This is a genomic window from Glutamicibacter sp. AGC84 (genome assembly GCF_053543575.1).
The window spans coordinates 1-4,036 of the sequence record NZ_JBLVOC010000020.1 but is presented as its reverse complement, the minus strand read 5'-3'; the positions used below and the strand labels follow the sequence as shown (position 1 = coordinate 4,036).

Genomic DNA, 4,036 nt, shown 5'->3' with positions numbered 1-4,036 from the left:
CCCGGCAACACAATTTCAATAAGCTGCGGTGTCTTCCTTATTTGAAGAAGCGCTCAACAACGCGCCGCGCGGCATGTCCGTCATCATTTGGGGCAAACTTTTCAATGAATTCGTCTCGATTCACCCCTGGCAGATCAGCCCCCGCCAAAGCTGACGATAGTGCATCCCAAAGGTCGTTCTCTTCTTCAACAATAGGGCCAGGCAACGCACTCTCGTAGTCCAAATAGAAACCACGCAGATTGTCCCGGTAGTTCTCCAGATCGTATGCATAGAAGATAATTGGTCGTCGCAACAGCGAGTAGTCGAAGAACACCGACGAATAATCAGTAATCAATACATCAGAAGCAAGGTACAGTTCCTGAATATCTGGATGACTCGAGACATCGATAATGCGGTGCCGCAGGCTCTCCGGAATCGACACGGCATTTGATACCAGCACATGCATGCGCAACATCAAGATGGTGTCTTCGCCAAAACGACGGTCGAACTCCTCCAGATCCATTGGCAGGTCGAATCTGAATTTACCGCGGCTTGAAGCCGCATCGTCACGGAATGTCGGCGCGTAAAGTACGGTCTTGATTCCTGGGGGTATCGCAAGCTCATCACGAACACGCTTTTCTTGCTCAGCAACGTCGGTACCGGTCAAGATGTCGTTTCGGGGATAGCCAAGCTCCACGGCTTCGCCTGAGAATGCATAGGCGGATCGCATGATCTCGCTCGTGTAGCGAGAAGGCGAAATGAGGTGCGTCCATTGGCGCGTTGCTCGTGTAACACGCTCAAGATACCCCTCATCGCGGCCTTGAACTTCGCGAACATCGAGTGCCATCTGCTTGAGTGGTGTTCCGTGCCAGGTCTGCAGGAACACTCCCTTCGCGCGACGCTTCACATAGTGCGGGAAGCTCTGGTTATTCACCCAGTATTTTGCCCGTGCTAGGTGCCAGAAATATTCCGGTGACAATCGTTTAACGGTAGTCGTCAAAGGATCGGAGAAGCGGTGCTTTCCCGAGTAAACCCATACCTTGCGACGTGTGTCACCTTGTCGCAGCAATTCCTCGTAAATATACCGAGGAGAGTCGCCGTACTGATTCCCGAGACCCGATTCGAAGACGATGAGGTCTTCTTCCATGGGAGCAAGCTTGTACAACTTGTATAGCTTGCGCATGACGTCAAAGTACCGCTTGTTCCTACGGAACTTGTTCTTCAACTTAACCGGCAATTCGGCACGCCAGCCAACGTTGGGTTTGCCGCGCAGCTCGGCTCGCTCGATTTCTTCCGTTATGCGTTGCGAATTGTGTTGGTCCCGGTGGGTCATGAACACGTCAGCACGTTGACGGTACTTGTCTTCCATGGCTTTCCCTCGTTGCAGGGTACGCGAAAGATCATCCAGCAATGTTTCTGCGTCAAAGGCAATGCGGCCTGGTAATTCGTCGTCCAAGTTCAAATGCGAACCGCTCGGTCCCAAGAAGCGAGAGCGATCGAACTGGTAGTAGTGAACAGGCTTGTGCAGGAAGCTGAAGTCAAAGTTCACTGAAGAGTAATCCGTGACCATGATTGCCGCGGTCTTGATTAGTTCCTGAACGTCAATTTCACCCTGGACAATTAGTCGAGCCGGCGCGCCAGCGAAATGATCCCTGAATTGCATCATGTTGGGATGGAGGCAGAAAACAACTTCCAGGCCATGCCTCTGGACTAATTCTGCAAGTTCCGCCGAATTAAGCACATTTTTCCATTGCTCGAGGTAGTCCGATTCAAGGAAAACTTCCTCATTCTGCAACCAATCACGCCACGTTGGGATGATCAGGAGCATGTTCTCGTTAACACTCAAATCCGTCGCTAGCAAGGAATCGAACCGGGATAGCCCGGTGACCTTGACTTCGTCAGGCGAATAAAGGAAGTCCTTAACGATGTACTGCTTCTCGCGCTCAGAGGAAACCATGAAAAGGTCCGTCGCAAAGCCAGGTGAATTCTTGCCGTAGTTGGGAACCATCCATTTGGTTCCCATGACGCCATGCTGCAAGAACACCCGAGTAGCGCGGCAACGCGACGAGAAGCTATGGTGCCTTGTTGGGTACAAGTAATCGGCATGGTGCGTGCCGATGACTCGTTGTGCACGAATAGCCAATTCAAAGTGTTCTTTGCTGCCATGGAAAACGACGTGATCCATGGAATCGAAATTCCGCAAATCGGGAGCTTTCTCATCGATGACATAGTATGCATCAATATCTGGGCGTTCTTTGCGCAGGTATTTGAACAGATGCAGCCCGTTGTCCTGAGCCTTGTAGGACAGTTCGCCGACGATCCAAATCGGTTTCGAATCCGATGGCTGGCTGATTGGGAAACTACGCTGTTTGGCGTTAGCAAGTACGGCAAAGGCTTCTTTGTCGAACACTTCCAGAATCACCGATGTTGATTTTGCTTTGAAGGTGAAATACGGAGAAATCGCTAGAGTCTTTTCACCGATTGTCACCGCATCTGCACGCGTCGTGCTGCGCACGGCAAACGGGGTACGAGTCACCCGGATGCGTGCAAGCTCACCGCTGGAATTCGAAGTCGCCAGCAGATAGAGATCGTAGTTATCGCCACGATCGGTCGCCTCCCAGTCAGCAGATTTGAAATCCAGGGTTGCTGACCAGCTGTAGATAGCACGTCCAAAGCGCTTTGCTGCATGTTTTTCGTCGAGAACCAGCTCCGCTGGAACTTCAACTGTAAATTCCGATTTACGTCCAACCAGTTGCAAAGTGACTGAGGACAAGCGGTCGCTCTGCGTTTCCAGAACTCCGCCCAACGACAGCATGCCGTCATTGATCCGGGTGATGTCAGTACGAATTCGATACTTGAAGCGCAGAGGCCGGTTCAGGGCCAAAGCCACTTCGGCCTTCTTATTGATATAAAGTCCTACGCTGCGTTCGCCTGAATTATAGACCGTGTCATGGCTAAAAGTAGTCGACGAGAATCGCCCCAGAATACGGTGGGCGATAACAGGGCCGTTGAGGATTAGTTCCCCGGCGTCGATCCGTTCCCGGACCTCTTTGCGCCTGAGCAGTTCACCGTCTTCAGTTAGCTGCAACCATGCGATTCCCGGAGGCAATTGATCGAATTCGGAGCTGAAGGTCAGTGCAAGACGAACCGTACCGGCGTACAGGTCATTTTCCATAGTCACTTGGTTGTCATCTGCGTCATCCGAATCAGGAACGCTGGATTCCGGCTCTTCGTTGCTGGAAGCGAGTTCGCGATAGTCTTGCCACCGATCAAGAAGGGGATCCAGAGAGATCTCAGCATGGATTCGATGGGGTTCATCGTGACCGATTTTGACTAGATCAGACGTAAGTGGCGCAACAGAAAGAACGATGTGGCTACCGTGTAATACCGAAACGGATTGCACGGGATGGGCAACGCTAGCGTCCAGATGCAGAACTTCATCACGAATTGCAAGGTTCAGCTCTTGGTAGCCGCTGTAGTAGCGATACTTTTTGCGCTTCAACCGCTGGGTACGCAAAGTCTGCATCGCTGACTGCGCCAAGTCTTGCATAGCTCGAATTTCAACTGCCACGAATAGTGTCCTTCAATGTTTTAGCTGCTATCCCCCGCGTAAGTCCTTCAGCGGATCAGCCTGGAAATCACGCGTGTACAACATGAATAGGCCGCTAGCACCACCCGCAGTGGCCGTCATTTCATGTGATCCACAGTCTAAGATTACCGTCCGTGGGCCCTCAAATCAGTTTGAAACCGCCACGGACACCTGCGAATGGCCATAGAGTCTGCTTCGACTGGAGCGTTGTCATTATCTGGCGCTTAAAGTAATTGGTCCCAATTCTGAACTGCTCCCCGAAAGTTGGACTGTAAAAGTCAACAACTTTAGGGGAGCATTTCCATGCACGCACGAAGCACACTATCCGAGTACCAACGCGAGCAACTCGTGGAACTCTTCGAGCAAGGCTATGGATATAGGTCTGTGGCATCAGTGATTAAAGTCGGTACATCCGCGAGCAAGCGCCTCTACAATCAGTGGCGGTTACATGGCAGGCTATGCCTCATG

General features: G+C 51.7%; 1 protein-coding gene. It reads right to left on the bottom strand.

Annotated features, from left to right (window positions below):
- Positions 1-37: 37 nt before the first annotated feature.
- Complete coding sequence (locus ACNPN0_RS12325) at positions 38-3,550, bottom strand: CDP-glycerol glycerophosphotransferase family protein (protein WP_448938554.1); 3,513 nt, start codon at positions 3,548-3,550, stop codon at positions 38-40.
- Positions 3,551-4,036: the final 486 nt, after the last annotated feature.